The organism is Streptomyces sp. NPDC053048 (assembly GCF_044547045.1).
GTDB lineage: Bacteria > Actinomycetota > Actinomycetes > Streptomycetales > Streptomycetaceae > Streptomyces.
This window is the reverse complement of the sequence record NZ_JBITZS010000015.1, coordinates 19,982-46,519: the sequence shown is the minus strand read 5'-3', so window position 1 is coordinate 46,519 and position 26,538 is coordinate 19,982. Positions and strand designations below refer to the sequence as shown.

The following is a 26,538-nucleotide window of genomic DNA, read 5'->3' as shown; positions in this document are numbered from 1 at the left end:
AGCCATGCAAGGCGAAGCAGCAGGAAGAGCAGCGGCGGGCAGCAGAAGCGGAAGGGGCGGGGCGCGACTCCGGACAAGAGAAGATCAGAAAGCGCGCAAATGAGTTGGGTATCTCGCCGCGACAGTTGAACGCACTGATGGACAAGTCGTGCGACGTGTGCGGCTCGGAGTCCGGGGCCGGGAGGCAGCGCAACAGTGTCTTCGCGCATCCCGTCAGCGGAAAGGTTGCTGGCGTGGTCTGCCTTAAGTGCGCCTCTGGAATCGCCCACCTGGGCGCGGACGCTGAGAGGGTCGCTCGCGTCCTCCGGCTATTGCGGTGAGCGGATCAAGTAGGGGCGGCATGGCAAACAAGGGTGACCGCACGACATTCCTCAAGCGCTTCGGTGAAGTGCTGGGTGACGCGACCACGGCCGAACAGGTGGCCGCCGCGTATGAACTGGTGAAGACCGAGGGTCGCTCGCTGGGGCGCTCTGTTAACTGGCAGAGCGCTTGCGACTGGCTGATCGCGAACTACGAAGAAGCCGCCGACGATGCCCGGCGTCATTGGGTGATCTTGGAAGGGTCCATGATGATGACGTACGCCAACGCTTAGACCACCGACTCACGTGAGTCGGTGGTCCGCTCCTCTGGCCCCCGCTGTCTGATGTGAAGTCAGACGGTCGGGGGCTTTTCTTTATGCCGAGAGAGGCATGTGCATGACATAACGGAGGGCGACGCTCCAGTTGCGGAATAGTTGTATGGAATATGACTGGAATTTGTCGATCACGCTTTCTAACGTGACGCCATGGATGCACACGGTGGTATGTACCTGGCGCACCTGTCCGTTTGGGTGCCCATGGTCGATCAATGGGGGCGTGTGAAGTGGCGCCCAGCGCAGCAGATGAGCGGCCTACTGGCCGACGAACTGATACGTGAGTGCGCGGACCTACAGAGGGTGCTGGAAGCCCACGGAAGGCTTGTAGCCGGAGTGCTAACGCCCTGGTGGGCGCGCTACGGAGGCTTCCGTGTCGTGGCCCGTGACAGGGGCTCCGGGGCTCTCGTCGGCATGACGGAGTGGGCCCGCGACCCTTACGTCAAACCTCAGTGGATAGAGCCCGCAGACGGCCCGTGGACGAGCTGTCAGCACGGCCAGCACCACCAGGGCCAAGGGCTCGCAGAAGCGGCCTGAAAGCCCGCTGCCCATCAATGCGCCACCGTCCGTGGCGTACAGCACGCAACGATCTACGGGGGATCGTGTGAACAATCAGTGCAAGCGCGAGCAAGATCAAGTCAACGATGCGGCCAACAGGTCCGTCACGGTGAACCTGTTCGTGGTCGTCACGGACTCATGGGAACAGAGTGCCGTGTGGCTGCCCGCTCACAGCGTGGGGCACACCGAGATCGCCGACCCGGCTGGACGGGAGACGGTGAACTCATGCCGGGAGCTGCGGGCGCTCCTCCTGTCCATGGGCGGGTGGGTCGGCCGAATCCTCAAGCCCGCCGTGGTGCCCCGGTACCGGCTGATCGCCCGTGAAGTGAGTGAGGACGCACCCCTTGTCGGCATGGGGTGCTGGCAGACACCCGGCGGCAGCATCTACGTGTCCAGCGGCATCCCCATGACCTCATGCCACATGCTCGGAGAACCGGGCCATCGGTGTGAGTGGGGAAGCGTCGCGCCGCACGCCGCGTAAGGCATGGTGAAGCCCCCGTCACTCCCTGGTCCGGAGCGGCGGGGGCTTTCCTCGTTGTTACTGTCCGTACAAACCACGGGGCCCGTGATGTCCGTTTTTGGGGGCATGGCCCCGATGCCGGCTGAGCGCGAAAACTTACAGAGCGTCACAACGGAAGAAGCCCCGACGGTCGGTGCGACGGGGCTTCAACGGGGGAGTGCAGCGGCGTCAGCAGGCGCCGAACTCTCCACGACGGACAGCCGATACGAACGACGACCACGCACCGGGCTCGAAGGTCAGCGCCGGGCCAGCCGGGTCCTTGCTGTCGCGGACGGGGACGAGCCCGTGAGCCTCTGCGAACGCGGGCGCCCACTCCACACACTCCCCGCCGTTGGCTTGGCTGTGGGTCGAACTGGTCCAGTCCGCTTCCGGAATGTGGGCATGGGTCATGAGTAACAGTCCTTCGAAATGGAGTCGATCAACTCTGCCGACTCGTCCGGCGGCGCGGCCATGGCCTTGAGCAGATCATAGGCATCCTGTGCCGACGTCACGTCGTCTTGCTCGGCAAGGACATACCCCTTGGGGAAGCCGTCAACGTGCACCACGTCGGATCCTTCGCTGAATGACAGGAGACCGAACGGGCTCGCGTATCCGTGGTGGCGCCCGTTGTCGCGGATGATCTGTACGCGATGCATGGGGGTCTCGGCGATGTTTCGGAGATGGGTGAGTTGAGCGCGCATCACCTGATCGTCGCCGACTGTGTTCCTGAGCACCGACTCATTGAGCACCAGCCAAAGCCGGGCGGGCTTTTCTCGCGTCAGGATGCGCTGACGCTCTATGCGGGCCGTTACCAGGTCCTCAAGGTTTGTCGGGCGGCCGGTGCGTAGAACGGCGCGGGCGTAGTGCTCTGTCTGCACCAACCCCGGCAGTAGCTGCGGATGGAACATGCGGACCACCGTGGCTGTCCACTCCAGCTCGACATACCGCCGGAACCATGGTGGGAACGCATACCGCAGTGCCAACGGCCACAACCGCTCAAACCGCCCGTTCGAGTGCGGGAACACCCGATCGCAGGTTTGTGCGAACTCCAACCCCGGTACCCGCTCGCCCGATTCGATCTTCGCAACCAGGGAGTACCCGCAGTTGGCCGCCTTGCCCAGCTTCGACTGTGACCAGCCCAGCCGCTCCCGCTCCAGCTTGACCTCACTGCCGAAGTGCTTGAGCGGTGACGCGCTGGGGTCGCCCTGATCAGCGGCCTGAGTCTCAACACTCATCCGAACCCCCTTTCATGTTTGGACAGTTGCGACTGTCCAAGCGAAGTACCTGTTCAGCGTACGCGCGGAGCGCAACGCTTGCGGTACAGACGGTGATGAGCGCCCCGGGTGGGGCGCGCGAGACCGAAGAGGTACCCCCGATGGCGACGACAACCCCCAGTGTGAGCGCGGAGCCTGCCCCGGTGACGAAGCCCGCCCTTGAGCCCGTGCCCGTGGACGGCTGCGACGTCTGCGCCGCGCTGGCGAAGTCGCGGGAGGGGGCACGGGCCAACGGTGACCACGGCTATGTGGCCATGGTCAACGAGGAGTTGACGACGCATCCCCACGTAAGGGCGGCCCGCTCGTGAACAAGCCCCGGCTACTCCTGAGGCTGGAGACCTGGTGGTGGATGGACGGCTGCCACTCCTGGCCCCTGCGGTTGGTGAGTCGGACCGCCCGCAGGAAGCACGCGGAAGCCGAGCGGATCGCCGACAACGTCAGAAGCGAGATCTTCGGTCTTCTGCTGAACCAGGCGATTCTCAACGCCATGGACGACGTGGAGAACGGTAATAGGTCGGGGGTGCCGATCAGGTGGCCGTGATCGAGATCGGTCCGAGGATTTGGGAGAGGCATCTAGAATCCTTGGAAGCGTCCATAAAGTCGCAGCCCGCACCATGCGATGCCATTGCCGAGTGGTTTCCGGAATTGCATGCTGCGGCGCTCGCAACCGAAGACGAACTACCCGCCGACGATGACGACGTGTCGCCGAAGCCGTGGTGTGTGCTCCCGCCCGGTCACCGTGGTTGGCATCACGGAATTATGCGGCCCCTCACGGATGGTTCGGTATGGCTCCGCTGGAAAGGGCCGCTGGCCCAACTAGCGTCCTTGAAAGATTGCCTACATGAGTACATAGACGAAGACGGACTTGATTTCGTGTGCACTCTGTGGCGTGGGCATCCGGGAGACCATGACATGTGAGTGCCCCCAGACTCCCGCCCCCGTCCGGACGTTGCAGCAGCCTCTCCACCCTCCCACCCGGAGGCTCGCTTTCCCGGACGGGGGCGGGGCAAGCCCCCGCAGCCCCATCACAACTACCCGAGACGAAATCATGAAAATCCGCTGTAGCGCCACAACGAAAATGAGCGACTGGGCTATTGCCGTGGCCCTCCGGGTGAAATATCCGGGGTCGCAGTGGGACAAAGAACAAATTGAGTCGCAGGTCAAATGTTGGCTTGCCGACCACGGCGCCGGTCCCCATCAAGCCCTGGTGCGAGAACTCAACGGAGATGAATCGGTATGGGTCTCGTGGCAATCCGGCGACGAACCGCACAGCATCAGGACACGCAAGGACTGCCCGAAGCTTGGCCCTGACGATGACGAAGGCTGCACGCTGTACGACCGCCACGACGGGCCATGCGGATGGGAGATCCGAGATCCCGAAAAGGAAGCCGTAATCGAGCAATTGAAAAAAATTGTACCGGGGGTCGCCGACCTATTCCCCATTAGGCGCAACCCCTTGTAGGTCCAACCGGACCCCTTGTAGCTCAGTCAGGAAGAGCACCAGCCCCACGGCGCGACTTCGATCCTTCTCGCGTCTGGCTGGCGACCCCGGTTCGAGTCCGGGCAAGGGGGCGGGTCGCCTCCTGGGCAGCGTGTGTGAACGATCTGGCCCGGGAGGCGACCTAGACGCCCCACCCCCACAGCCGGTAGGGGTAGGGCTCCCGCTCCGGCGGGTGAGCAAGTGCACCACGGCACGGCACCACGGCACGGGGAACGTCCCCGGCCGATCCTCTCTGAGGAGGCGCAAGCCAGTGACACTCAAGGAAGCTCTCAAGAGGAAGGCCACCGTTCGCGGCGGCGAGGATGACGGCGGCCACGGCGGCGACAACACCGACATCGAAGACGGCGACGGCCAGGGCGGGAGCGGCAGCCCCGGCCACTGACTCCGGTGAGTAGGTGAACTGTCCCCGGCTGGCGAGAAGTTCAGCCGGGGACGGCGCCCCGCTCGCTAGGCTGCGATCAACCGAAGAGAGGTGACCCGAAGTGCAGAACTTGCTGGCCGTTGACTGGGACTACTTCTTCCCAACCCCGACGGCCGGTGCGCCGCTTGGGGGTCACCCGGAACTGTACGCGTGGCCCGTGGCGGAAGACGCGATCCACGTCGAGGCCATGTGGCTGAGGAGAGTCAAGGACTTCGTGGACAGGGGGTTGCCGCTCCCTCGTTGCAGCGGTTTCGAAGGCTTTTGGGACCGGTTCAACATCGCTCCCGGCGCGATGGTCGTATACGCCGACTCGAACGCTTGGGCTGGTCAGCTCTTCCCGTCCACCTTCGGTGGCGAAGGCCCGTGGCACAGCGTGCACCTGTACGACGCTCACCACGACTGCGGGTACAAGAACAACACTCGGAGTTTCGAAGAGTGGAAGCGCCAGGGGCAGATCAGGGCCGAAAACTGGATGCTCGCGCACTACTGGAACGGGTCGCAGCTCCACGTGCACTTCCCCCCGTGGCGCGAGACCATGGCACGGCCAACAGAAGAGCCCGTGATCCCCGTCAGCATGGCTATCGACGACGGCCACGGAGCGCCGGACGTCACCTTCGATGCCGTATTCCTATGCCGTTCGGGCGCGTGGGTGCCGAGTTGGTGTGACGACCAGTTCGAAGAGTTCTTGAGCGCGTGCCCGGCCAAGCCTGTGGAGCACCCACAGAACGTTTGGAAGCACCCTCGGGACGACGTCCGGCGGATGTACGAGCTGTCGTGCCGTCGGGGCGCAGGGTCAGACGTCGGAGGGAGGCATGGGCAGTGAGCGGTCCCGAGCGAACGTGCCCCGCTTCGGCACCTTGTACAACCAGCCTTCTTCCGCCAGGGCGGCAAGCGCGCGCCGGATCGTAGGCCGAGAAAGCCCGTACTCCTCAGCGAGTTCGTTTTCGCTGGACATGCGCCGGTTCGGCTTCCAGTCGCCACGTTGAAGACGCGTCCGCAGGATGCCTAGCAGTTGCTCGTAAGGGGCTTCCGGTGCGTCCCGGTCGATCTTGGCGTCTGGCCCGTACTCCATGCCTCTGACGCTATCCGGCCAGAGATGTGCCCGCATCACTCACAAGCCTTTACAAGGCTTCACAAGAGGCCCTAGCGTCGCAGGCGACAAAAGACCCCCGCGACCGTTGCGACCGATCCGGGGGCATGGCCGACCTGAGGAGACAGGACGACATGACGGAGCTTATCCACTGGTTGCTGCTGTGGGCGTTGTTCACGCTCGCCGCCTTCCACCCGAACCCGCCGCGCACCCCCGGCAAGCACGCCGTGAAGCCCGTACCCGCCGAGGAACCCACGCCCACCCGCAGGATTCACCCTTGGACGGGCTATCCGGTGAACGTGTGGCATGTGCCGTGGCGGACCGTGGCGCCTGAGCACGTACAGAAGCGCGAAGCGCTGACCATCGAAGACGACGGCCCCATGATCCGGCGGTACTACCTCGCCTACATGGCACTGCCCGAAGAGGTGAAGCGCCGCAACATGGAAGAGCGGCAGCGCATAGCGGAAATCCTGCGGCAGCATGAGCGACGCGCCCGTGAACTCCGCTGGGCAACGCTCGGATTCGACTACCCCGGCGTCAAGCTGCGCGGGCATGAGGAACTGGCCGCGCTGCGGGCCGGGGAGGCGGGGGCATGAGCGCCATCTGTTGTCGCTGCCGTCGCTGGACGGCCGAGGCCATCCCCGTCCGCCACATTGAGCGGGCAAGCGGGCCCAGCGTGACCCTGTACGGCTGTCCTGAGTGCCTGCCCGTCCTCAAGCCCGTGCGGGCCCCTGAGAGGGCCGTGAGCGGGCGCTGAGCGGCCCCGCGACTGCCCCGTACGTCTGCGCCCCCGTCGCGGACGTACGGGGCTTCTCCGTTCTCCAGACAGGGTGTCGGCATGCCCGGTAGGGTCGCCTCCGTTCCCCGGTGGTGAGGGCATGCGCGAAGGGCCGGAAGCCCGAGCGTCCACCCAACAGACAGCGGAGATATGACCGTGCCTGGACGCTTGCACGGAATGGAACAAGCCCCGTCCGAGTTGATCGCGGACGGGGCTTTTCGCTGGTCAGAACACCGCAACCCCGATACGCATACTCTGACTTCATGACTGATACCGAAGGCGCTCCGGTAAGATGTGTAAGAGTCATGCTCGTCGACGACCAGGTGCTGCTGCGCACCGGTTTCCGTATGGTGCTGGCGGCCCAGCCCGACATGGACGTCGTCGCCGAGGCCGGGGACGGCATGGAGGCGCTCGAGGTGCTGGCCGGCACCGCCGTGGACGTCGTCCTGATGGACGTCCGCATGCCGCGGCTGGACGGGGTGGAGGCGACCCGGCGCATCTGCGCCCAGGACGACCCGCCCAAGGTGCTGATCCTGACCACCTTCGACCTCGACGAGTACGCCTTCTCCGCGCTCAAGGTCGGCGCGAGCGGCTTCATGCTCAAGGACGTCCCGCCGGCCGAGCTGCTGGGCGCCATCCGGGCCGTGCACAGCGGCGACGCGGTGGTCGCCCCCAGCACCACCCGCCGCCTGCTGGACCGTTTCACCCCCATGCTGCCCAGCACCGGCAACGAGCCGACCAGCGCGGAGATCGGCCGCCTGACCGACCGGGAGCGCGAGGTGATGCTGCTGGTGGCCCAGGGCCTGTCCAACGGCGAGATCGCGGCCCGGCTGGTGCTGTCCGAGGCGACGGTCAAGACACACGTCGGCCGCATCCTCACCAAGCTGGGGCTGCGGGACCGGGTGCAGGTGGTGGTGATGGCGTACGAGAGCGGGCTCGTACGCGCGGGCGGCAAGGGCTGAGCCGGGCCCGGCTCAGCGCAGCACGCCCTCCAGGAAGTCGCTGCCGAGGCGGGCCACCACCGTCAGGTCCAGCTGGTGGAGCACGTACCGGCCGCGCCGGCGGGTGGTGATCAGCCCGGCCTTCTTCAGCACCGCGATGTGCCGGGAGACCTCCGGGGCGCTGATGTCCAGCGCGGTGGCCAGCTCGCCCGTGCTGAACGCGGCGCGCGCCAGGTAGCGGCACATCCGCATCCGCATCTGGTGGGACAGGGCCTCCAGCCGCAGCTTGAGCAGGTCGAGGGAGCCCGGCCCCGGTAGCTCGGGCGCGGCCACGGGGTAGTGGATCACCGGGCGCCAGCCCGGCGCGTGCCCCACCAGCAGATGGGGCCAGCCGAGCGAGGACGGGACCAGCGTGATGCCCGCGCCGACCGCCGGGTCGAGCGCGGTCGCCCGGCCGCTGCCGAGCTTGTCGACGGTGATCCGCGCGCCGTCGTCCGTCAGGGCGATCGCGGGCGACACCTCCGCCAGCGCCCCGGCCAGGCCCTTGCGGCGCAGCACCTCGGTCTTGTGCCGGGCGTCGGCGGCCAGCTGGACCCGCACCCGCTGCCAGACGTCGTTGAAGAACGCCTCCGCGCAGTCCTCGAAGAGGCGGCGCAGCCAGGCGCGGACGGCGGGCGGGTCGTCCAGCAGCCGCTTGGCGAAGTCCAGCTGCCGGGGGCCGCGCGCGGTGGCGCGTTCCAGGGCCAGCTCGCGGGCCCTCGCGTTCACCAGCGGCGAGGCGCCCTTCAGGCTGTAGTGCGGGGAGCAGGAGATCTCCAGGGCCGCGTGGGTGAAGACGTCGTCGTCGAGCCGGTCCAGCATGTCCAGGTCCTCGGCGAGCGTGTCGCCGGGCAGGCCGTGGGCGTCCGGCAGCGCGGCGAACGGCATGAGGATGTCCGAGAACGTCGAGACCCACAGGAAGTCCGCCTCGCACAGCCGGTCGGCGAGGTCCGGCTTGAGGCCGGCGTTGGTCGCGGTCGTCCAGCCGTGCAGGCCGGGGTGGTGGCCGGGCTCGGCCAGGGCGTGCAGCGCGGTGCACAGTTCGGCGAGGGGCGAGTGGCGGAACACCACGCGCTCGGGCGGCAGCCCTGCGATCTCGATCGTCACGCTCATGCGCTCATCGTGCCTCTCTCTTCGCAGGTCGGGCCGCCGATTGACGTTCCTCGTCAATCCACGCGCCGGATGCCCGGCGGCGGCGCACCGTGGAAGACATGAACGCCACTCAGCAGCACATGCTCGATCTGTACCGTTCCGCCCAGCACCAGGTACCCGCTCCGCCCGCGCCCGGCACCGGCGAGTGGCGGCTGGTCGAGGAGTTCCGCACCCGGCGGGAGTTCCGTGCCGTCGTCGACGCGCGGGCCGCCGCCCGGCGGGCCCGCTGGTCCGCGCTCCTGGGCCGCCTGCGCCGGCCGGCCACCACGGCCACTGCCGCCACGGGGCTCCCCGAGCGTCGCACCGTCGGCCACAGGGCCCGGTGACCCGAAGAGGCGTGCGCGGCCTCGCGTAGCATGACAAGGGAATCGTCCGGTACCCCCGCGGACTGGAACGGAAGGCATCCCGCCGCGTGAACGCACACCTCTCGCCCGAGCATGCGAGCCCTCAGGACCGCCCGGCCCGGCTCACCGTCGGCGTCGTCGGCGCCGGCCGCGTCGGCCCCGCCCTGGCGGCGTCCCTGCAGCTCGCCGGGCACCGCCCGGTCGCCGTCTCGGGCGTCTCCGACGCCTCCCTGCGGCGCGCCGCCGCCATGCTGCCGGACGTGCCGGTCATGGCCCCCGCCGACGTGCTCGCGCACGCCGAGCTGGTCCTGCTGACCGTGCCGGACGACGCCCTGCCGGGCCTGGTCGCCGGCCTCGCCGAGACCGGCGCCGTACGCCCCGGCCAGCTGCTGGTGCACACCTCCGGCCGGCACGGCACCGCCGTCCTGGACCCGGCGACCCGCGCCGGCGCCCTGCCGCTGGCCCTGCACCCCGCGATGACCTTCACCGGCACCCCGGTCGACGTGCAGCGCCTGGCCGGCTGCTCCTTCGGCGTCACCGCCCCCGAGGAGCTGCGGCTGGCCGCCGAGGCGCTGGTCATCGAGATGGGCGGCGAACCCGAGTGGATCGCCGAGAGCGCCCGCCCGCTCTACCACGCGGCCCTCGCCATCGGCGCGAACCACCTGGTCACGCTGGTCGCCCAGAGCATGGAGCTGCTGCGCACGGCCGGGGTCGAGCACCCCGCCCGGATGCTCGGCCCGCTGCTGGGCGCCGCCCTCGACAACGCCCTGCGCAGCGGCGACGCCGCGCTGACCGGCCCGGTGGCGCGCGGCGACGCGGGCACGGTGGCCGCGCACGTCGCCGAACTGCGCGCGCACGCCCCCCAGGCCGTCGCCGGCTATCTGGCGATGGCCCGTACGACCGCGGACCGCGCCCTGGCGCACGGCCTGCTCAAGCCCGAACTGGCGGAGGACCTGCTCGGCGTCCTCGCGGACGGAGGCAATCAGTGAACACCCGGCTCACCCGCACCGCCGATGAGCTCCACGCCCTCCCACGCGGCGGCCGCCGCGCCGTCGTGATGACCATGGGGGCCCTGCACGAGGGCCACGCCACGCTCATCCGCGAGGCGCGCGAGCTGGCGGGCCCGGACGGCCAGGTCGTCGTCACCGTCTTCGTCAACCCGCTGCAGTTCGGCGCCGGCGAGGACCTCGACCGCTATCCGCGCACCCTGGACGCCGACCTGGAGATCGCGCGCCAGGCCGGTGCGGACGCCGTGTTCGCCCCCGCCGTCGAGGAGGTCTACCCCGGCGGGGAGCCCCAGGTCCGGGTGAGCGCGGGCCCCATGGGCGAGCGCCTGGAGGGTGCCTTCCGGCCCGGCCACTTCGACGGCGTGCTGACCGTCGTCGCCAAGCTGCTGCACCTGACCCTGCCGGACGTGGCGCTGTTCGGGCAGAAGGACGCCCAGCAGCTGGCCGTGATCCGCCGCATGGTGCGCGACCTCAACTTCCCCGTGGAGATCGTCGGCGTGCCCACGGTCCGCGAGGCCGACGGGCTGGCCCTCTCCAGCCGCAACCGCTACCTCTCCGACGCCGACCGCCACACCGCGCTGGAGCTCTCCCGCGCCCTGCTCGCCGCCCACAACGTGGTCGAGCTCGGCCCCGACGCCGTGCGCCACGCCGCCCACGTCGTCCTGCACGAGGCGGCCGGCATGACCCCGCCGGCCGACCTGGACTACCTGGCCCTCGTCGACCCGGCCGACTTCACCGAGGTCCCCGCCGACTACACCGGCCCCGCCGTGCTCGCCGTCGCCGCCAAGGTCGGCACCACGCGCCTGATCGACAACATCCACCTGGAGTTCGAGGCACCCGGAGACGAGCGATGACCGGTATACGACTGCACGCGCCCCGCCCCGGCTGGGCGGTCGACTCCGACGTCGTCGTCATCGGCTCCGGCGTCGCCGGCCTGACCGTCGCCCTGCGCTGCGCGGCCGCCGGCGCGCAGGTCACCGTCGTCACCAAGGCCCGCCTGGACGCCGGCTCCACGCGCTGGGCCCAGGGCGGCATCGCGGCCGCCCTCGGCAGCGGCGACACCCCCGCCCAGCACCTGGACGACACCCTGGTCGCCGGCGCCGGGCTGTGCGACGACGCGGCCGTGCGCACCCTGGTCACCGAGGGCCCCGACGCCGTGCGCCGGCTGATCGCCTCCGGCGCCCGCTTCGACACCGACGACGACACCGGCGAGATCCTGCTGACCCGCGAGGGCGGCCACCACCGCAACCGCATCGCCCACGCGGGCGGCGACGCCACCGGCGCCGAGATCTCCCGGGCACTGGTCGAGGCCGTGCGCGCCGCCGGCATCCGCACCATCGAGCACGCGCTCGTCCTGGACCTGCTCAAGGACGGGGACGGCCGCGCCGCCGGCGTCTCGCTGCACGTCATGGGCGAGGGACAGCACGACGGGGTCGGCTCGGTGCGGGCCGGTGCCGTGGTGCTGGCCACCGGCGGCATGGGCCAGGTGTTCTCCGCGACCACCAACCCCTCCGTCTCCACCGGCGACGGCGTGGCGCTCGCGCTGCGCGCCGGCGCCGAGGTCTCCGACCTGGAGTTCGTCCAGTTCCACCCGACCGTGCTGTGGCTGGGGCCCGACGCCGAGGGCCAGCAGCCGCTGGTGTCGGAGGCGGTGCGCGGCGAGGGCGCGCACCTGGTGGACGCCGACGGCCACCGCTTCATGGTGGGCGCGCACGAGCTGGCCGAGCTCGCCCCCCGTGACATCGTCGCCAAGGGCATCATGCGGCGCATGCGCGAGCGCGGCACCGAGCACATGTACCTGGACGCCCGGCACTTCGGCGCCCGGATGTGGGAGCACCGCTTCCCCACCATCCTGGCCGCCTGCCGGGCGCACGGCATCGATCCGGTGACCGAGCCGATCCCGGTCGCGCCCGCCGCGCACTACGCCTCCGGCGGCGTCCGCACGGACCTGCGCGGCCGCACCACGATCGAGGGTCTCTACGCCTGTGGCGAGGTCGCCTGCACGGGTGTCCACGGAGCGAACCGGCTGGCGTCCAACTCGCTGCTGGAAGGCCTGGTCTTCGCCGAGCGCATCGCCGACGACATCGCCGCGAGCAGCACCGGCGGCCGGCGGCCGGGCGGCGAGCCCGTTGCCGCCGCAGGCCCCGTGGTGCCGCTGCTGCCGCCGGAGGCCCGCTTCGCGATCCAGCGCGCGATGACCCGGGGCGCCGGCGTGCTGCGCTCCAGGCAGAGCCTGGAACAGGCGGCGGCGGAGCTGGCCCGCATCGGCGACGCGGCGGACAAGGCCGTCGAGCCCGGCACCGAGGCCTGGGAGACCGCCAACCTGCTGCTCGTCGCCCAGGTGCTCGTCGCCGCCGCCCTGCGCCGCGAGGAGACCCGCGGCTGCCACTGGCGCGAGGACCACCCCGACCGCGACGATGCCGCCTGGGGCCGTCACCTGCTCGTGGCACTGCGCCCGGACCGTACCCTTGCGGTCTCCGCCACCGAATCGGCCGCCTTCCCTCCCGTACCTTCCGAGGAGCACCGCGTGAGCACCAACGACGACCGTCCGCTGCACCAGATCGGCCGCTCGGGCCAGGACGCCGCCGAGGAGGCGGCCGCGGGGGGCTGCGGCGACGCCTGCGGCTGCGGCGGCGGGGCGTACGACGTGGAGGCCTACGAGTGCGGGCTCGACCCCGAGCTCGTCCGGCTGCTCGTCGCGGCCGGCCTGGACCCGCTGCAGATCGAGGACATCGCGCACCTGGCCATCGAGGAGGACCTCGACGGCGGCAAGGACATCACCACCTTCGCGACCGTCCCCGACGACGCCGTCGCCACCGGCGACTTCACCGCCCGCGAGGCCGGCACCGTCAGCGGCCTGCGCGTCGCCGAGGCCATCCTCTCGGTGGCCTGCACCGACGAGTTCGAGGTCGAGCGGCACGTCGAGGACGGCGACCGGGTGGAGGCCGGCCAGAAGCTGCTGAGCGTGCGCACCCGCACCACCGACCTGCTCACCGCCGAGCGCAGCATGCTCAACATCCTGTGCCACCTGTCCGGCATCGCCACCGCCACGCGCGCGTGGGCCGACGTCCTCGAGGGCACCGGCGCCGCGGTCCGTGACACCCGCAAGACCACAGTCGGGCTGCGGGCGCTGGAGAAGTACGCGGTCCGCTGCGGCGGCGGCGTCAACCACCGCATGTCGCTGTCCGACGCCGCCCTGGTCAAGGACAACCACGTCATCGCCGCCGGTGGCGTGGCCGAGGCGTTCAAGGCCGTGCGCCGGGAGTTCCCGGACGTCCCGATCGAGGTCGAGGTCGACCGGATCGACCAGATCCCGCCGGTCCTCGCCGAGGGCGCCGACCTCGTCATGCTCGACAACTTCACCCCCGAGCAGACCCGCGAGGCCGTCGAACTCGTCGCCGGCCGCGCCAAGCTGGAGTCCTCGGGCCGGCTGACGCTGGCCAACGCCCGCGCCTACGCCGACACCGGCGTCGACTACCTGGCCGTCGGCGCGCTCACCCACTCCTCCCCGATCCTCGACATCGGGCTGGACCTGCGGGAGGAGAGCAACTGATGCTGCTCACCATCGATGTCGGCAACACCCAGACCGTCCTCGGCCTGTTCGACGGCGAGGACATCATCGAGCACTGGCGCATCTCCACCGACCCGCGCCGCACCGCCGACGAACTCGCCGTGCTGCTGCAGGGACTGATGGGCCGCCACCCGCTGCTCGGGGACGAACTGGGCGAGGGCATCGAGGGCATCTGCATCTGCTCGACCGTCCCCTCCGTGCTGCACGAGATGCGCGAGGTGACCCGCCGCTACTACGGCGACGTGCCGGCCATCCTGGTGGAGCCCGGAGTGAAGACCGGCGTGCCGATCCTGATGGACAACCCCAAGGAGGTCGGCGCGGACCGCATCATCAACGCGGTCGCGGCCGTCGAGCTCTACGGCGGACCGTGCGTGGTCGTCGACTTCGGCACGGCCACCACCTTCGACGCGGTCAGCGCGCGCGGCGAGTACGTGGGCGGCGTGATCGCCCCCGGCATCGAGATCTCCACCGAGGCCCTGGGCGTCAAGGGCGCCCAGCTCCGCAAGATCGAGATCGCCCGGCCGCGCAGCGTCATCGGCAAGAACACCGTCGAGGCCATGCAGTCCGGCATCCTCTACGGCTTCGCGGGCCAGGTCGACGGCGTCGTCAACCGCATGGCCCGCGAGCTGGCGGACGACCCGGACGACGTGACGGTCATCGCCACGGGCGGCCTGGCGCCGCTGGTGCTGGGCGAGGCGTCGGTCATCGACGAGCACGAGCCGTGGCTGACGCTGATCGGCCTGCGGCTGGTGTACGAGCGGAACGTCTCGCGGACCTGACGGTTCCGACGGGGCCCGGCCGGTCCCGGCGGGCCTGTCGGGCTGAAAATCCGTCACCCGCTCCCGCCTTCCGCCCGCTTGACGCAACCAACAGGCGCCCAGGACTGTCCTGACTGCTGGCAGGACGGCATTCGAACAACGGCGAACGGGCTGGGGCGTGGGCAGCGTGAAGCGATCACTACGGCTGGTGGCGACGGCCGCCCTCGTGGCGGCGGCCGGCCTGGCCCCGGCCGTCGCCCGCGCCGAGGGCGCGCCGCGCGCCGACTACCAGGCCATCGCCCACCCGGTCGAGGGCCGCGTGGGCGAGACCGTCGGCGTCGAGCTGGGCGTGCGCAACGCGGGCCCCGGCCGGGCCCTGGACGAGCGGGAGTACGAGGTCACCGCGCCGGAGGGCACCACGATCGTCTCGGCACCCGCCTGCGCCCCGGGCGACGAGGGCGGGCGCGTCTACCGGTGCGCCATCGGCGACCACTTCCCCGCGGGCGACCGCGAGACGCTGCGCTTCCAGGTCCGCATCGACGAGAAGGTCGAGGGTGCCGAGGGCCTGGTGCGCATCGTCGACCGCGACGAGGACCCCGCCCCGGACGCCGACCCCGGCAACGACGCCGCCCCCATCCTCGTCGAGGTCACCGACTCCGCCCCGGTGTACCGCGGGGCCGGGGACCGGGGGACCTCCGGCACCCTGCTGATCGCCACCACGTCCGGGACGGCGCTGTCCGCCGGCGCCATCGCCCTGGGCGTGGCCCGCCGCCGCGACCACTGACCCGGGCCCTTGCGGGCGCCTCCTTCCGGGGCCGTGCCTCCCCTGGCCGGGCATTCCATGCCACGCCGGAGATGTTGTGCTAAGCGAATTTTGTCCACTTAGCACTTAAGGTCGGCCCATGCCCACGCCTTATGGATCCCGCGGCGGCATGGCGTTCAGCGCGGACGAGCTGCGCGTGCTGCGCCGTGCCCTCGACATCGCACTCCGCCCCCACTCCGTCCGCACCCGCCCCGGCCCCGAGCGGGACACCGAGGTGCGCGACTGCCTCCGGCTCGCCGAGGCGATGACCGAGGCCGAGGAGGAGGGCGCCCGGCTGCGCGCCTTCCTGCTGGCCGACCTCACCCGCTACCGCGACGCCCTGCCGGGCGCCGCGCCCGGCTACCTGCGGCGGCTGCGGGACGCCCTCGAGGACGGCTACCGGCCCGGCGCCGAGGACCTGACCGCGCTCCGCTCGCTGTGCGCGGCCCCCTGCACGCAGGCCGAGGCCGCCCGCCGCGGCGCCCTGCTGCTGCGCTGCGAGCACCTGGCCGAGCAGACGGTACGGGCCCGCCTCGCCGCCCGCGCGGTCCCGGCGGTCCCGGGCGCCAGGCCGGAGCCCGGCCGCGGGCGCCTGCCGGGCCGTGTCCTGGCCCTGCCCGGCGGGCGGGCGCCGCGTGCCGCCGAGCCGGAGCCGCGGCCGGGCCCGAAGCCGGGGGAGAGCCCCTCGCCGCCACACAAGCCGGCCCCGAAGCCGCCGCCCGCCGCACCGCCCTCCACGCCCGCGCCGCCGCGCCCGGAGCGGCCGATCCCGACGCCCGGCGAGGTCTTCCCGCCGCGCCGCAAGCCCACCCGGCCCCCGGGCGCCGCCGCCCGCCTGGCCCGCCCCGCCTGACCCCGGCGGCCCGGCAGCGGGCGTCCGGCAGCGGGCGTCCGACTCGCCCCGTTCGCCCGGCCCGCCCCGGCCCGACCCGGCCGGTCCGGTGCGCGGGCGGGCGCGTAATCTGGTCGGGTCGTTCAGCATGCGCAGACCCCTATCCAGAAGGAGCCGACGGCCATGGACTATGTCGCCGCGCTGGTCCCGCCCGTGGTGATGGCGGTGGCTTTCACCGCGCTGGTCGTGACGATCATCAAGAGCCAGGGTGGCGCGAACAAGGCCAAGGAAGACGCCATCGTCGACGCCGCGCTGGCCCGCGCCGAGGCCGCGCAGCAGGCCGCCAAGGGCACCACGGCCTGATCGCGCGGGCGACCGCCCCGCGCCGGGCGTACGAGCCGGGACGGAATTCCCGGACCGTACGCCCTTTTTTGGTCCCGGATTGCCGCCCGATAAACCGGCATTCAAGACATCTCCCACTATTATTCGCAGTGTGGTTCGACGCCTGGGTGATCTGGAAGACGCCGTGATGACGCGCGTGTGGGAGTGGAACCGGCCGGTCACTGTTCGGGAAGTGCTGGAAGACCTCCAGCAGGAACGGTCCATCGCCTACACCACCGTGATGACCGTAATGGACAACCTGTATCAGAAGGGCTGGGTCCGGCGGGAAGCCGAGGGCCGCGCCTATCGATATGAAGCGGTCTCCAACAGGGCCGCCTACTCGGCCGCACTGATGAACGAAGCCTGGTCGCTCAGCGACAACCCCGCGGCCGCTCTCGTCGCCTTCTTCGGCATGATGTCGGCCGAACAACGCGAAGCCCTCCGCGACGCGATCCGGGTCGCCCAACTCGACGGGCCCGACGAGCCCCCGGGCGGGCCGGGACGATAGCGTCCGGACATGTCCGCTCTAACTAAAGTCGTCACTGTCCGCAGGGCCCGCACCAGCGATGTACCCGCGCTCCGCCGCCTCATCAACAGCTACGTACGCGATCGCATCCTGCTCGACAAAGCCACCGTGACGCTTTACGAGGACATCCAGGAGTTCTGGGTCGCCGAGCGGGACGAGGACGGTACGGTCATCGGATGCGGCGCGCTCCATGTGATGTGGGAAGACCTCGCGGAGGTGCGCACTCTGGCCGTCGACCCGGATGTCCGCGGCGGCGGAGTCGGCCACCTGCTACTGGACAAGCTGCTGCGCACGGCCGGCTGGCTGGGGGTGCGGCGCATTTTCTGCCTCACCTTCGAAGTCGACTTCTTCGCGAAGCACGGCTTCGTCGAGATCGGAGAGACCCCGGTGGACGGTGATGTGTACAGCGAGCTGCTGCGTTCCTATGACGAGGGCGTTGCCGAGTTCCTGGGTCTCGAACGAGTGAAGCCGAACACCCTTGGCAACAGCCGGATGCTTCTGCATCTGTGACAGCGGTCCCTATGTCCGAATCGCGCCCCTATCGTGCGGGCCCGGAAGCCATCGTTCCCATGCGGAAGGCGGGCTGAACCTTCCCGGGGGGTTTGTGTTTTTCCGGGAAAGGCGGTTTGCTATTCCTCCGTAATCCCTTTTACGCTGATGAAAGGAATCCCCCGTGGCGCAGAAGGTTCAGGTCCTTCTTGTCGACGACCTCAACGGCGGCGAGGCCGACGAGACCGTGACGTTCGCTCTCGACGGCAAGTCCTACGAGATCGACCTCACCACCGACAACGCGGACAAGCTGCGTGAGGCGCTCGCGGACTACGTGAAGGCGGCCCGTCGCACGGGCGGTCGCGCCACGGCCGGCCGCGGCAAGGCCCGCGCCGTCGCCGCCGGCGGCACCCAGGACACCGCGAAGATCCGCGCCTGGGCCAAGGAGAACGGCTACAACGTCAACGACCGCGGCCGCGTCCCGGCCGAGATCCGCGAGGCGTACGAGAAGGCCAACGCCTGATCACCGGATGGTCCCCCGGCGGCTGATCCCTGCGCGCCTCGCCGGCGCGCAGCAGTCGGGCCCGGTGGCACTCGGTGGCCGCCGCGCTCACGAGCCGTACGAGATCGGGGGCGCGACCGCCGCCCCCGAGGCCGGTCACCGGCAGCGTCGGCTCCACCTCGCCCCCAGGATCGGGAGGCCGCACCCACACGGCCTCCACGGCCTCCACGGCCTCCTCGGGGCCGCGGGACGCCCGTAGCGCCCCGGCGGGCGCCACGGAAGGCGCCGGAGCCACCAGGCGGCCGCCCCGGCCCAGCACGGTGAGCTCGAGGTCGATCCCGCCCCACTCCAGCCAGCGGAGCAGCCCCGGCAGCTCCTCGGCACTCCCCGCGGCGGTCAGGAACCACATCGTCCGGGTCCGTGTGTCCAGGGCGACCGGCCCCGTCGCCGGTACCCGCCCGAGCACGGCGAACCCGGCCCCGGCGGGCACCCCCAGCGCGTCGAAGCGCACCCCGGTCAGCAGCTCCAGGGGCCGCTCGGCCGGGGTCGGCCCGGTGGGCCAGCCCAGAACGCACTCGTACCACTGGCGCCACTCACGCCACGGACGCGGGCGGTCCGGGTCGTCCAGGGGGCGGCACGGGCGCGGGAGGACTACCGTCATGAACGGTGCAACTGTGGAAAACCCAAGAGGTTACGCACTGTGGATAGTTGGGCACGCTCCGTAGAGAACGGACGGTGCGCACAGGTGCTTCCCCTGGTGCGAGGGTGTTCGCCCGTAGCGGATGGCGGGGGCCGGCGCGGCATGGAGTGTCAGTCTCTGCGGGTAGGACATTCCCCGTGGGAAGAGGCTGTATAGCGGGCCCCGCAGCGCGTCACCGGGGGTGTGGCGGGGGCGCGGGCGGGCGTGTCGGCCCGGCCGGGCGTTCGCCGTGGGCGTAGTGGAGGTGGGCGTATATGCCTGGCCTGCGGGAACATCGTCTCCCACCATCGGGTTGGAGGAGATGTCGGCTGTTCGGCAGCAGGTTTCCCCGCCAACGCGGGGGTGATCCGGACGGGTGTCGGCAGTTGGAATGAGCTGTCCCGCCCAGCGGGACTAGCATGCGGAAGGACAGGGAGGGGACCGACCCCTAACTGCCTGACCGCTCTGAGGAGCGATTAACGATGTTCGAGAGGTTCACCGACCGTGCGCGGCGGGTTGTCGTCCTGGCTCAGGAAGAAGCCCGGATGCTCAACCACAACTACATCGGCACCGAGCACATCCTCCTGGGCCTGATCCACGAGGGTGAGGGTGTCGCCGCTAAGGCCCTGGAGAGCCTCGGGATTTCGCTCGAGGCGGTCCGCCAGCAGGTGGAGGAGATCATCGGGCAGGGCCAGCAGGCTCCGTCCGGGCACATCCCCTTCACCCCCCGTGCCAAGAAGGTCCTGGAGCTGTCGCTCCGCGAGGCCCTCCAGCTCGGCCACAACTACATCGGCACCGAGCACATCCTGCTCGGCCTGATCCGCGAGGGCGAGGGCGTCGCCGCCCAGGTCCTCGTGAAGCTGGGCGCCGACCTGAACCGGGTGCGGCAGCAGGTCATCCAGCTGCTCTCCGGCTACCAGGGCAAGGAGGCCGCCACCGCCGGCGGCCCGGCCGAGGGCACGCCCTCGACCTCGCTCGTCCTGGACCAGTTCGGCCGCAACCTGACGCAGGCCGCCCGCGAATCCAAGCTCGACCCGGTCATCGGGCGCGAGAAGGAGATCGAGCGGGTCATGCAGGTGCTCTCCCGCCGTACCAAGAACAACCCTGTCCTCATCGGCGAGCCCGGCGTCGGCAAGACGGCCGTCGTCGAGGGCCTGGCCCAGGCCATCGTCAAGGGCGAGGTGCCCGAGACCCTCAAGGACAAGCACCTCTACACCCTCGACCTCGGCGCCCTGGTCGCCGGCTCCCGCTACCGCGGTGACTTCGAGGAGCGCCTGAAGAAGGTGCTCAAGGAGATCCGCACCCGCGGCGACATCATCCTGTTCATCGACGAGCTCCACACGCTGGTCGGTGCGGGTGCCGCCGAGGGCGCCATCGACGCCGCCTCGATCCTCAAGCCCATGCTGGCCCGTGGCGAGCTGCAGACGATCGGCGCCACCACGCTCGACGAGTACCGCAAGCACCTGGAGAAGGACGCCGCCCTCGAGCGCCGCTTCCAGCCCATCCAGGTCGCCGAGCCGTCGCTGCCGCACACCATCGAGATCCTCAAGGGTCTGCGCGACCGCTACGAGGCCCACCACCGCGTCTCCATCACCGACGAGGCACTGGTCCAGGCCGCCACCCTGGCCGACCGCTACATCTCCGACCGCTTCCTGCCGGACAAGGCGATCGACCTGATCGACGAGGCCGGCTCCCGGATGCGCATCCGCCGGATGACCGCGCCGCCGGACCTCCGCGAGTTCGACGAGAAGATCGCGGACGTGCGCCGGGAGAAGGAGTCCGCGATCGACTCGCAGGACTTCGAGAAGGCCGCTTCCCTCCGCGACAAGGAGAAGCAGCTGCTGGCCGCGAAGGCCAAGCGGGAGAAGGAGTGGAAGGCCGGCGACATGGACGTCGTCGCCGAGGTCGACGGCGAGCTGATCGCCGAGGTCCTGGCCACCGCCACCGGCATCCCGGTCTTCAAGCTGACGGAGGAGGAGTCCTCCCGCCTGCTGCGCATGGAGGACGAGCTCCACAAGCGCGTCATCGGCCAGAAGGACGCCATCAAGGCGCTCTCCCAGGCCATCCGGCGCACCCGTGCGGGCCTGAAGGACCCGAAGCGTCCGGGCGGATCGTTCATCTTCGCCGGCCCCTCCGGTGTCGGTAAGACCGAGCTGTCCAAGACGCTCGCCGAATTCCTCTTCGGCGACGAGGACGCGCTGATCTCCCTCGACATGTCGGAGTTCAGCGAGAAGCACACCGTCTCGCGTCTGTTCGGCTCCCCGCCCGGATACGTCGGTTACGAGGAGGGCGGCCAGCTCACCGAGAAGGTGCGCCGCAAGCCGTTCTCCGTGGTCCTCTTCGACGAGGTCGAGAAGGCCCACCCGGACATCTTCAACTCGCTGCTGCAGATCCTGGAGGACGGTCGCCTGACCGATTCCCAGGGCCGCGTGGTCGACTTCAAGAACACCGTCATCATCATGACGACGAACCTCGGCACCCGGGACATCTCCAAGGGCTTCAACCTGGGCTTCGCCGCCCAGGGCGACGTCAAGACCGGGTACGAGCGGATGAAGGCGAAGGTCAACGAAGAGCTCAAGCAGCACTTCCGGCCCGAGTTCCTCAACCGTGTCGACGACACGGTGGTCTTCCACCAGCTGACCGAGGAAGACATCATCCAGATCGTCGACCTCATGATCGCCAAGGTGGACGAGCGGCTCAAGGACCGCGACATGGGCATCGAGCTCAGCTCCGAGGCCAAGTCGCTCCTGGCGAAGAAGGGCTACGACCCGATCCTGGGCGCCCGCCCGCTGCGCCGCACGATCCAGCGCGAGATCGAGGACATCCTCTCCGAGAAGATCCTCTTCGGCGAGCTCCGTCCGGGCCACATCGTGGTCGTCGGCACGGAGGGTGAGGGCGAGGAGAAGAAGTTCACCTTCCGCGGCGAGGAGAAGTCGGCTCTGCCGGACACCCCGCCGGTCGAGTCCGCGACGGGTGGGGCCGGTCCCAACCTGTCCAAGGATGCGTAACGAGAAGTGAGTGAGTAGGGCATCGGCCCCGGAAGCGTGGAGACACGCTTCCGGGGCCGATTGCTATTCGCCGCTACTCGTACAAGGTCGAAATGGTCGAGTGGACCATCAGCCGGCCGCCGAAGTGGTCGGTGCCGCGGAGGGTCAGGCCGCCCTGGCTCTCCCAGACCTCCAGCGGGGCGGGGAGGGCCGACAGGCCCGACAGGTCCAGTACAGCCGGTCTCGCTTCGAGCGTCGACAAGTGCAGCTTGCGCAGGGACGGGAAGGTCAGGAAGAGCCGCGCGTCCACGGTGTCCTCCTTGGTGAGCTTGAGGCCCAGGGTGGTGACCCGTGACAGCCGCCCCACTCCCGTGAGGTCTTCCATGCGCTCCAGCCAGATGTGGAGGGAGCGCAGCCGGTGCAGTGCCAAGAGCTCGCCCAGGTCTCCGGGAGACTCGAGGATTCCGGAGACGTGCAATTCGCGGAGGCTTTCCCATGCCACGATGCCGGTGAGCCGCACGCCGGCTCCGGAATAGTCCAGCTTCAGCTCGTGGACGCCCGGATGCGGTGGGGGAATTACGCACCGACCGGAGGACCTACGGTCATCGATGTGCACAGACGAAAGCCGGGGCAGCGTCGGAAGGGCGCTCAGCGCCTCGATGTCCGTCAGCCCCGAGCAGTCGAAAATCCGCAGATTCTCGATCTTCGGATGTCCGCGGAGGAATTCGAGGTCCCTCAGGCGGTAATCGCCGCCCAAGGTCAGGGACCGCAGATCGCGGTCGTCCAGGGCCCGCTTCAGCTCATCCGACGGATATGGGCCCATGACGAAGAGGGAGCCCACCGGCCCGAGGCGTGGCAGCAGCGCCAGCTGATCGGCTCGTGTGATGTCGAGCTGGATGTCGTCCAGCCGCATGCCGGCCATGACCTCTTCCACATACGACGCGGCGTCCATGACGTGCCAGTGGGCGGCAACATGAGTACGCACCCTGGCCGACGGATGCTGCCCATACCGCCGCAGCAGCGGAACGGCCGCAGTGCCAAGGGAGGTGAGGACCTGCACCACCCGCTGTGCCGCCGTCGGGGACAGCCCCTCCGGCCCCGGCAGCACGTCGAGTACGTCCGGCCCGAGGGACGCCAGGTACTCCACCTCGACCTCGTCCTCCGGCGGTCCCAGCGCCCTGACCCGGTCCCAGACCGCCCGGCGCTGGTCGTCGGGCAGGTAGGTCGCGCTCGTCGCGCACTCCGCCGCCAGCGTGCGCAGCGCCCACCGGGGGGTGCGTCGCCGCTCCACGTCCCCGGCCGCGTTCAGGCCGGCGATGACCCGCTGTACCTCGCTGCGGCCGCAGTGCCCGACGACCAGGCGGATGACGTCCTGCCACTGCTCGTCGGCCGCGTGGCCCAGCAGTTCGTCCAGTGAATCGCTGTCCTGGAATTCCTTGGCCGCGAGATAGTCCTGGAAGGTGCGGTGGATGAACTGGAGCGAATCGGTGGTGCGTGCCTGGAGCAGTCCGCTGCGGTTGAGCAGATGGGTCAGGACCGCTTCCGCCGTGCCCTGCTCCCTGACCTGCCGCAGGCCGTCCATGGCCAGTTTCAGCTGGCGGACGGCCTGCCGGCGGGAGAGTTCGGCGCGGTTGTTGCGGACCAGCCAGACCGCGATGCGCTGCAGGAGATGCTGCCCGTCGTCGACCGTCAGCTTGATGCCCTCCGGGGCGCCGACGCGGCGGTGGGCGTCGCGGTTACCCAGCAGCATGGTCAGCGCGGCCTGGTAGAGGTGCCAGCGGGTGCGCGGCAGCAGGCCCCTGCGGCGGCGGTGCAGTGCGCAGATGACAGCGCAGAGCAGCGGGGTGCGGGCCAGGTCGCGCAGTCCGTCGTTGCGCTGGAACTCGGCGGCGAGGTCCCGTTCCAGGCCGGTGAGCCGGGCGCGTTCCTCGTCGGCCCACAGGGTGTCGCCGAAAGCGCCGCACTCCAGCCGGGCGGCCCGGTGCCAGGCGGCCACGAACGACTGGATGTCGGCGTTGCTCATGGGCAGCAGCTGCAGTTCCTCGAAGCCCTCCGACGCCAGCCAGGCCTGTTCCACGGCCAGCGGCCGCACGGTGACCAGGCAGCGGGTGCCCGGGTGCATCCGCAGCAGCTGGGCGAGCCATTTGCGTGCAGGGTCGCGGTCGGCCTGCGGAAGCTCGTCCAGGCCGTCGACAAGGAGCAGGGCGCGTTCCGCCGCCAGCACCCGCCCCGCCCATCCGGCCGGCGGATCGTCGACGGGCAGCTGGGCGATGGTGGGCAGCTGGGACGGGGTGGGGTTCGTGATGCCCTGGGCGGCGAGGCTGCGCATCGGCACGACGAAGGGGACCAGGCCGTTGAGGGCGCCGAGCTCCGCCGGCAGCGTGCGGCAGGCGGCGTGCGAGGCCAGCCACCATACGAGCGTGGTCTTGCCTGCGCCGGCCTCGCCGCGCAGGACGCTGCGGGGGCGGGAGCCGAGCAGTTCCTCCACTCGCCGTGGCTCCGGCGGCGGGCGCCGGGCGTCCGCGGAGGCCACCGCCTCCAGGCTCAGATAGGCCGTGTCCAGGTCCCAGCTGTTCTCGTTCGTGCCGAGGTCGTCGAGCCCGAAGATCTCCATCCGGCTGTAGCGGGCCTTGACCGCCCTCGCGTACTCCTCCTCGTAGGCGAGGTCGCGGGGGTCCGGGCTGGTGATCTCCTCCAGGTCGGGGGCGTCCGGCCAGTACTGCTTCAGGACGTGCGCCAGGCCCTCGGCGAGGATGTGCGCGACCGGCACCGCGTCGATGGCCGAGTGCTCCCAGCCGTGGGGGTCCTCGGTGGCGATGCCCAGCAGGAGCGGCCCGGCGAAGAGCGGCCCGCCGGACAGGCCCGCCCAGGGGGAACCCTCCGAGGAGGCCCCCGGCGGGTGATGGTCGCTGTGCAGGACGTAGCGGCCCCGAAGCCGCCCCGACAGCGGCGTGAGGGTGCCCGGGATCTGCACGGCCTCCAGCTCGTCGCCCCAGTAGCGCTGCACCTGCGGGAAGCCCAGGACCTGGCATCCGCCCACCGGCTGTTGACCGGCCAGCGTTCCCCATCGCAGCGGTGGCAGATCGTTGGCCGGGACGAGGTCCCGTCGGGCCCACAGCAGTGCGGCGTCGCAGCGCTCGGGCGGGCCGGCCCACAGGACCTCGCAGTCCACCGGGCCGGACCCGCCGGGGACCAGGACGTGGGGCGCCAGCCTGTGGGCGAAGTCGAAGATGTGCGCGCTGGTGAGCACCAGCCGCGGCGTCAGCAGCACCCCGCTGCCCTGCTGGGCCCCCAGCACCGCCACCAGCCGGTCCTCGACGGACCTCATGGGCTTGTCGGGGTGCCGAAGCCCGATACCCCTGCCGGCCGGTCGTTGCCGACCTTCCAGCCGTCGCCCGTGTGTCGGTCCCTGGGGGTGAGGGTGAAGGCCACGCGGTGGGTGCGGGTCGAGCCGCGGGAGGTCTCGGCGCCCGCGTCGACGACCCAGGCCTTCACCCCGCCCTTGCCCGTGGTGTCCCTGCGGAGCTCCACCGTGAATTCCAGGGCGATCTCGCCGACGTCGAACGCCAGCCGCTCCCCGGCCCCCGCCTCTGCCGCCTCCACCAAGCCCTCGCGGATCGCCCGTACCGCGTCGGCCAGCTCGATGTCCTTGTCCATTTGTGGTGCCCCCACCCGTTCCGTCCCGAAAATGCGAACGCTGTGTATGTGCTCGTTGACGGGGAGCCTATCGCCGGGGGCGGGTCTTTGGTCCCGAAACGGACGAGCCGGAAGTCCGTTCGCCGTGACAAGGCGCACAGGGCCTTTTGCGACTACTACGCGCTTTAGCGGATAAGGGGCGGAACGCGGCTCCGTCAAAAACCCTGTATTTGCACCCGAAGGGCCCTCGGTAAGGGACCGAATACCCTCACCCTTTCTACGGCATTCGCTAGTAGAAGGGCCTCTTGGCCCCACGGCGAATGCGGGTTACCAAGGTATGGCGATCCCGGTCCGCAGCCGGGACCTGTTTATGCCTGGAGGTTTATCCGTATGTCGAAGCGCACCGCTTTCCGTAACTCGAGCAAGACCGTTCTCCGTGCCCGCGCCGCCGTCGTTGCCGCCGGACTGGGAGCCTCGGTCGCGCTGGGTTCCGGGGTCGCGCTCGCAGCCGACACCACCGCCACGGTGAGCCAGTTCCCCGCGTTCGCGTCCGTCGCCGCCCTCGGTGACGCGCTGAACGCGCAGGCCGCCACCCAGCTCAAGGTGGCCGAGAAGGAGAAGCAGGCCGCCGAGCAGGCCAAGCGGGACGCCGCCAAGCGTGCCGAGGAGGTCCGCAAGCAGGCCGAGGCCTCGCGCAGCCGCGCCGACGCCTGGGTCGCCCCGCTGGACAGCTACCAGGTCGGCCAGCCCTTCGGTAAGGCCGGCAAGATGTGGGCCGCCAAGCACAGCGGCCAGGACCTGGTCTGCAACAGCGGTACGCCCGTGAAGTCCGTGCACGGCGGTACGGTCGTCAAGGCCGGCCCCAACGGTGGCGGTGACGGCCCCGCGTACGGCAACGCCATCGTGATCAAGCACGACGACAACACGTACTCGCAGTACGCCCACCTCTCGACCGTGAAGGTCTCCGTGGGCCAGACCGTGACCACCGGCCAGGTGATCGGCCTCTCCGGCTCCACCGGCAACTCCTCCGGTCCCCACCTGCACTTCGAGATCCGCACCACCCCGAACTACGGCACCGCCGTCGAGCCCGTCGCCTTCCTGAAGGCCCACGGCGAGACCCTCTGACGGCCACCCGCCGCA

At 70.1% G+C, this 26,538-nt stretch carries 29 protein-coding genes, 1 tRNA gene and 1 pseudogene; 24 read left to right on the top strand and 7 right to left on the bottom strand.

Annotated features, from left to right (window positions below; translation table 11 throughout):
- Nucleotides 1-340 precede the first annotated feature (340 nt).
- Entirely contained in the window at nucleotides 341-592 is a 252-nt protein-coding gene (locus ACIG36_RS31585; RefSeq protein ID WP_399935421.1) for a hypothetical protein, read from the top strand.
- A 643-nt stretch (nucleotides 593-1,235) separates the two neighbouring features.
- Nucleotides 1,236-1,670 (top strand): hypothetical protein, encoded by a 435-nt coding sequence (locus tag ACIG36_RS31580; RefSeq protein WP_399935418.1) that lies wholly within the window; start codon nucleotides 1,236-1,238, stop codon nucleotides 1,668-1,670.
- A gap of 207 nt (nucleotides 1,671-1,877) precedes the next feature.
- Here ACIG36_RS31580 and ACIG36_RS31575 read toward each other — a convergent pair whose 3' ends face one another.
- Both ACIG36_RS31575 and ACIG36_RS31570 read right to left on the bottom strand, forming a co-directional pair.
- Entirely contained in the window at nucleotides 1,878-2,099 is a 222-nt protein-coding gene (locus ACIG36_RS31575) for a DUF397 domain-containing protein (RefSeq protein ID WP_399935415.1), read from the bottom strand.
- Nucleotides 2,096-2,923, bottom strand: coding sequence for a Scr1 family TA system antitoxin-like transcriptional regulator (locus ACIG36_RS31570; RefSeq protein ID WP_399935413.1), 828 nt, complete (start codon nucleotides 2,921-2,923; stop codon nucleotides 2,096-2,098). Before ACIG36_RS31570 ends, ACIG36_RS31575 begins: the two co-directional genes overlap by 4 nt.
- A gap of 140 nt (nucleotides 2,924-3,063) precedes the next feature.
- Between ACIG36_RS31570 and ACIG36_RS31565 the strand changes: the two genes are divergently transcribed.
- The 6 genes from ACIG36_RS31565 to ACIG36_RS31540 all read left to right on the top strand — a co-directional run bounded on the left by ACIG36_RS31565 (nucleotide 3,064) and on the right by ACIG36_RS31540 (nucleotide 5,707).
- Complete coding sequence (locus ACIG36_RS31565) at nucleotides 3,064-3,270, top strand: hypothetical protein (protein ID WP_399935410.1); 207 nt, start codon at nucleotides 3,064-3,066, stop codon at nucleotides 3,268-3,270.
- Nucleotides 3,267-3,503, top strand: a complete 237-nt coding sequence (locus ACIG36_RS31560; protein ID WP_399935407.1) for a hypothetical protein — start codon at nucleotides 3,267-3,269, stop codon at nucleotides 3,501-3,503. Before ACIG36_RS31565 ends, ACIG36_RS31560 begins: the two co-directional genes overlap by 4 nt.
- Before the next feature lie 537 nt (nucleotides 3,504-4,040).
- Entirely contained in the window at nucleotides 4,041-4,424 is a 384-nt protein-coding gene (locus ACIG36_RS31555) for a hypothetical protein (RefSeq protein ID WP_399935404.1), read from the top strand.
- Nucleotides 4,425-4,435: 11 nt separating this feature from the next.
- Nucleotides 4,436-4,534: transfer RNA gene (locus ACIG36_RS31550), tRNA-OTHER, on the top strand.
- 179 nt (nucleotides 4,535-4,713) lie between these two features.
- Nucleotides 4,714-4,845: a hypothetical protein gene (locus ACIG36_RS31545; protein WP_399935402.1), complete on the top strand. Its 132-nt coding sequence runs from the start codon at nucleotides 4,714-4,716 to the stop codon at nucleotides 4,843-4,845.
- A gap of 100 nt (nucleotides 4,846-4,945) precedes the next feature.
- Nucleotides 4,946-5,707 carry a hypothetical protein gene (locus ACIG36_RS31540; protein ID WP_399935399.1) on the top strand — a complete coding sequence of 254 codons (762 nt, stop codon included), beginning with the start codon at nucleotides 4,946-4,948 and terminating at the stop codon, nucleotides 5,705-5,707.
- On the opposite strand, the gene ACIG36_RS31535 is transcribed toward ACIG36_RS31540, so the two are convergent.
- Nucleotides 5,678-5,956: a winged helix-turn-helix domain-containing protein gene (locus ACIG36_RS31535; RefSeq protein WP_399935396.1), complete on the bottom strand. Its 279-nt coding sequence runs from the start codon at nucleotides 5,954-5,956 to the stop codon at nucleotides 5,678-5,680. The two genes, ACIG36_RS31540 and ACIG36_RS31535, sit on opposite strands and share 30 nt — an antisense overlap.
- A 152-nt stretch (nucleotides 5,957-6,108) precedes the next feature.
- Between ACIG36_RS31535 and ACIG36_RS31530 the strand changes: the two genes are divergently transcribed.
- Nucleotides 6,109-6,570, top strand: a complete 462-nt coding sequence (locus ACIG36_RS31530; RefSeq protein WP_399935393.1) for a hypothetical protein — start codon at nucleotides 6,109-6,111, stop codon at nucleotides 6,568-6,570.
- A 487-nt stretch (nucleotides 6,571-7,057) separates the two neighbouring features.
- Entirely contained in the window at nucleotides 7,058-7,714 is a 657-nt protein-coding gene (locus tag ACIG36_RS31525; protein WP_399935390.1) for a response regulator, read from the top strand.
- A gap of 12 nt (nucleotides 7,715-7,726) precedes the next feature.
- On the opposite strand, the gene ACIG36_RS31520 is transcribed toward ACIG36_RS31525, so the two are convergent.
- Nucleotides 7,727-8,845 (bottom strand): DUF5937 family protein, encoded by a 1,119-nt coding sequence (locus ACIG36_RS31520; RefSeq protein ID WP_399935389.1) that lies wholly within the window; start codon nucleotides 8,843-8,845, stop codon nucleotides 7,727-7,729.
- Nucleotides 8,846-8,943: 98 nt separating this feature from the next.
- Between ACIG36_RS31520 and ACIG36_RS31515 the strand changes: the two genes are divergently transcribed.
- The 12 genes and pseudogenes from ACIG36_RS31515 to ACIG36_RS31460 all read left to right on the top strand — a co-directional run bounded on the left by ACIG36_RS31515 (nucleotide 8,944) and on the right by ACIG36_RS31460 (nucleotide 18,117).
- Complete coding sequence (locus tag ACIG36_RS31515; protein WP_399935386.1) at nucleotides 8,944-9,210, top strand: hypothetical protein; 267 nt, start codon at nucleotides 8,944-8,946, stop codon at nucleotides 9,208-9,210.
- Nucleotides 9,211-9,296: 86 nt separating this feature from the next.
- A complete protein-coding gene (locus ACIG36_RS31510) occupies nucleotides 9,297-10,217 on the top strand; it encodes a Rossmann-like and DUF2520 domain-containing protein (RefSeq protein ID WP_399935383.1) in 921 nt (306 codons plus the stop codon).
- A complete protein-coding gene (gene panC / locus ACIG36_RS31505) occupies nucleotides 10,214-11,089 on the top strand; it encodes a pantoate--beta-alanine ligase (RefSeq protein ID WP_399935380.1) in 876 nt (291 codons plus the stop codon). The genes ACIG36_RS31510 and panC overlap by 4 nt, the downstream gene beginning before the upstream one ends.
- A pseudogene (locus ACIG36_RS31500) lies at nucleotides 11,086-12,756 on the top strand (L-aspartate oxidase); the annotation flags it as partial. The gene panC and the pseudogene ACIG36_RS31500, both read left to right, overlap by 4 nt.
- A 6-nt stretch (nucleotides 12,757-12,762) precedes the next feature.
- Nucleotides 12,763-13,788 carry a carboxylating nicotinate-nucleotide diphosphorylase gene (gene nadC, locus ACIG36_RS31495; RefSeq protein ID WP_399935621.1) on the top strand — a complete coding sequence of 342 codons (1,026 nt, stop codon included), beginning with the start codon at nucleotides 12,763-12,765 and terminating at the stop codon, nucleotides 13,786-13,788.
- Nucleotides 13,788-14,585, top strand: a complete 798-nt coding sequence (locus ACIG36_RS31490) for a type III pantothenate kinase (RefSeq protein ID WP_399935377.1) — start codon at nucleotides 13,788-13,790, stop codon at nucleotides 14,583-14,585. Before nadC ends, ACIG36_RS31490 begins: the two co-directional genes overlap by 1 nt.
- Before the next feature lie 157 nt (nucleotides 14,586-14,742).
- Nucleotides 14,743-15,348 (top strand): hypothetical protein, encoded by a 606-nt coding sequence (locus tag ACIG36_RS31485; protein WP_399935376.1) that lies wholly within the window; start codon nucleotides 14,743-14,745, stop codon nucleotides 15,346-15,348.
- Between the two features lie 118 nt (nucleotides 15,349-15,466).
- On the top strand, nucleotides 15,467-16,219 hold the full coding sequence (locus ACIG36_RS31480; RefSeq protein ID WP_399935374.1) for a hypothetical protein: 753 nt from the start codon (nucleotides 15,467-15,469) through the stop codon (nucleotides 16,217-16,219).
- A 162-nt stretch (nucleotides 16,220-16,381) separates the two neighbouring features.
- A complete protein-coding gene (locus ACIG36_RS31475) occupies nucleotides 16,382-16,561 on the top strand; it encodes a hypothetical protein (protein WP_399935371.1) in 180 nt (59 codons plus the stop codon).
- A gap of 130 nt (nucleotides 16,562-16,691) precedes the next feature.
- A complete protein-coding gene (locus ACIG36_RS31470; RefSeq protein ID WP_399935369.1) occupies nucleotides 16,692-17,087 on the top strand; it encodes a BlaI/MecI/CopY family transcriptional regulator in 396 nt (131 codons plus the stop codon).
- 9 nt (nucleotides 17,088-17,096) lie between these two features.
- Nucleotides 17,097-17,615, top strand: a complete 519-nt coding sequence (locus ACIG36_RS31465) for an amino-acid N-acetyltransferase (RefSeq protein WP_399935366.1) — start codon at nucleotides 17,097-17,099, stop codon at nucleotides 17,613-17,615.
- Nucleotides 17,616-17,778: 163 nt separating this feature from the next.
- Complete coding sequence (locus tag ACIG36_RS31460) at nucleotides 17,779-18,117, top strand: Lsr2 family protein (RefSeq protein WP_399935363.1); 339 nt, start codon at nucleotides 17,779-17,781, stop codon at nucleotides 18,115-18,117.
- Here ACIG36_RS31460 and ACIG36_RS31455 read toward each other — a convergent pair.
- Entirely contained in the window at nucleotides 18,056-18,757 is a 702-nt protein-coding gene (locus tag ACIG36_RS31455; RefSeq protein ID WP_399935361.1) for an SCO3374 family protein, read from the bottom strand. The two genes, ACIG36_RS31460 and ACIG36_RS31455, sit on opposite strands and share 62 nt — an antisense overlap.
- A gap of 500 nt (nucleotides 18,758-19,257) precedes the next feature.
- On the opposite strand from ACIG36_RS31455, the gene ACIG36_RS31450 reads away from it, so the two are divergent.
- Complete coding sequence (locus tag ACIG36_RS31450; protein ID WP_399935358.1) at nucleotides 19,258-21,783, top strand: ATP-dependent Clp protease ATP-binding subunit; 2,526 nt, start codon at nucleotides 19,258-19,260, stop codon at nucleotides 21,781-21,783.
- Nucleotides 21,784-21,856: 73 nt separating this feature from the next.
- Here the strand turns inward: ACIG36_RS31450 and ACIG36_RS31445 are convergent, their stop codons facing one another.
- Both ACIG36_RS31445 and ACIG36_RS31440 read right to left on the bottom strand, forming a co-directional pair.
- Complete coding sequence (locus tag ACIG36_RS31445) at nucleotides 21,857-25,090, bottom strand: NACHT domain-containing protein (protein ID WP_399935354.1); 3,234 nt, start codon at nucleotides 25,088-25,090, stop codon at nucleotides 21,857-21,859.
- Complete coding sequence (locus ACIG36_RS31440; RefSeq protein ID WP_399935352.1) at nucleotides 25,087-25,419, bottom strand: trypco2 family protein; 333 nt, start codon at nucleotides 25,417-25,419, stop codon at nucleotides 25,087-25,089. The genes ACIG36_RS31445 and ACIG36_RS31440 overlap by 4 nt, the downstream gene beginning before the upstream one ends.
- Before the next feature lie 369 nt (nucleotides 25,420-25,788).
- On the opposite strand from ACIG36_RS31440, the gene ACIG36_RS31435 reads away from it, so the two are divergent.
- Entirely contained in the window at nucleotides 25,789-26,523 is a 735-nt protein-coding gene (locus ACIG36_RS31435; RefSeq protein WP_399935349.1) for a M23 family metallopeptidase, read from the top strand.
- Nucleotides 26,524-26,538 lie beyond the last annotated feature (15 nt).

Bases quoted from the DNA above. Each gene is read 5' to 3' on its own strand.
- ACIG36_RS31480 (WP_399935374.1), top strand. From the start codon at position 15,467: ATGCCCACGCCTTATGGATCCCGCGGCGGCATGGCGTTCAGCGCGGAC.
- ACIG36_RS31565 (WP_399935410.1), top strand. From the start codon at position 3,064: ATGGCGACGACAACCCCCAGTGTGAGCGCGGAGCCTGCCCCGGTGACG.
- ACIG36_RS31520 (WP_399935389.1), bottom strand. From the start codon at position 8,845: ATGAGCGTGACGATCGAGATCGCAGGGCTGCCGCCCGAGCGCGTGGTG.
- ACIG36_RS31450 (WP_399935358.1), top strand. From the start codon at position 19,258: ATGTTCGAGAGGTTCACCGACCGTGCGCGGCGGGTTGTCGTCCTGGCT.
- ACIG36_RS31490 (WP_399935377.1), top strand. From the start codon at position 13,788: ATGCTGCTCACCATCGATGTCGGCAACACCCAGACCGTCCTCGGCCTG.
- ACIG36_RS31455 (WP_399935361.1), bottom strand. From the start codon at position 18,757: ATGACGGTAGTCCTCCCGCGCCCGTGCCGCCCCCTGGACGACCCGGAC.
- ACIG36_RS31575 (WP_399935415.1), bottom strand. From the start codon at position 2,099: ATGACCCATGCCCACATTCCGGAAGCGGACTGGACCAGTTCGACCCAC.
- ACIG36_RS31515 (WP_399935386.1), top strand. From the start codon at position 8,944: ATGAACGCCACTCAGCAGCACATGCTCGATCTGTACCGTTCCGCCCAG.
- ACIG36_RS31440 (WP_399935352.1), bottom strand. From the start codon at position 25,419: ATGGACAAGGACATCGAGCTGGCCGACGCGGTACGGGCGATCCGCGAG.
- ACIG36_RS31465 (WP_399935366.1), top strand. From the start codon at position 17,097: ATGTCCGCTCTAACTAAAGTCGTCACTGTCCGCAGGGCCCGCACCAGC.
- ACIG36_RS31535 (WP_399935396.1), bottom strand. From the start codon at position 5,956: ATGGAGTACGGGCCAGACGCCAAGATCGACCGGGACGCACCGGAAGCC.
- ACIG36_RS31525 (WP_399935390.1), top strand. From the start codon at position 7,058: ATGCTCGTCGACGACCAGGTGCTGCTGCGCACCGGTTTCCGTATGGTG.
- ACIG36_RS31585 (WP_399935421.1), top strand. From the start codon at position 341: ATGGCAAACAAGGGTGACCGCACGACATTCCTCAAGCGCTTCGGTGAA.
- ACIG36_RS31555 (WP_399935404.1), top strand. From the start codon at position 4,041: ATGAGCGACTGGGCTATTGCCGTGGCCCTCCGGGTGAAATATCCGGGG.
- ACIG36_RS31445 (WP_399935354.1), bottom strand. From the start codon at position 25,090: ATGAGGTCCGTCGAGGACCGGCTGGTGGCGGTGCTGGGGGCCCAGCAG.
- ACIG36_RS31435 (WP_399935349.1), top strand. From the start codon at position 25,789: ATGTCGAAGCGCACCGCTTTCCGTAACTCGAGCAAGACCGTTCTCCGT.
- ACIG36_RS31530 (WP_399935393.1), top strand. From the start codon at position 6,109: ATGACGGAGCTTATCCACTGGTTGCTGCTGTGGGCGTTGTTCACGCTC.
- ACIG36_RS31475 (WP_399935371.1), top strand. From the start codon at position 16,382: ATGGACTATGTCGCCGCGCTGGTCCCGCCCGTGGTGATGGCGGTGGCT.
- ACIG36_RS31570 (WP_399935413.1), bottom strand. From the start codon at position 2,923: ATGAGTGTTGAGACTCAGGCCGCTGATCAGGGCGACCCCAGCGCGTCA.